Source organism: Elizabethkingia argenteiflava, from assembly GCF_009904105.1.
GTDB lineage: Bacteria > Bacteroidota > Bacteroidia > Flavobacteriales > Weeksellaceae > Elizabethkingia > Elizabethkingia argenteiflava.
Map to the genome: position 1 here is coordinate 1 of NZ_JAAABJ010000134.1, position 337 is coordinate 337.

At 35.9% G+C, this 337-nt stretch carries 1 pseudogene; it reads right to left on the reverse strand.

Annotated features, from left to right (window positions below):
- Window positions 1-337 (reverse strand): annotated as a pseudogene (locus tag GNY06_RS13915) (helix-turn-helix domain-containing protein); the annotation flags it as partial.

The following is a 337-nucleotide window of genomic DNA, read 5'->3' on the forward strand; positions in this document are numbered from 1 at the left end:
ATTTGGCTTTTAGGGCTTTTAATCTTAGTTTAAACGTATGTAGATCGTGTCTTAACCAAATACTGATGACTCCACCTGGTGATACAAAGAAACCTTGCTTTTTAAGTTCATTACTTACTCTAAGCTGCCCCAAAGTAGGGTTCTCAATGTCTATATCAACAAAAGCCTTATCAATAACTACATCTAAAAGATTCTTTAATACTGGCTATCTTCTGGAGATATCCTGTAATGCTAATTCAGCTCCTTGCTCATACAGTTCTTTGAATCGATAAAAACGGTCTCGGGAATAGCCCATTACTTTACAGGCTTTGGATACATTTCCTAAATGTTGTGCTAA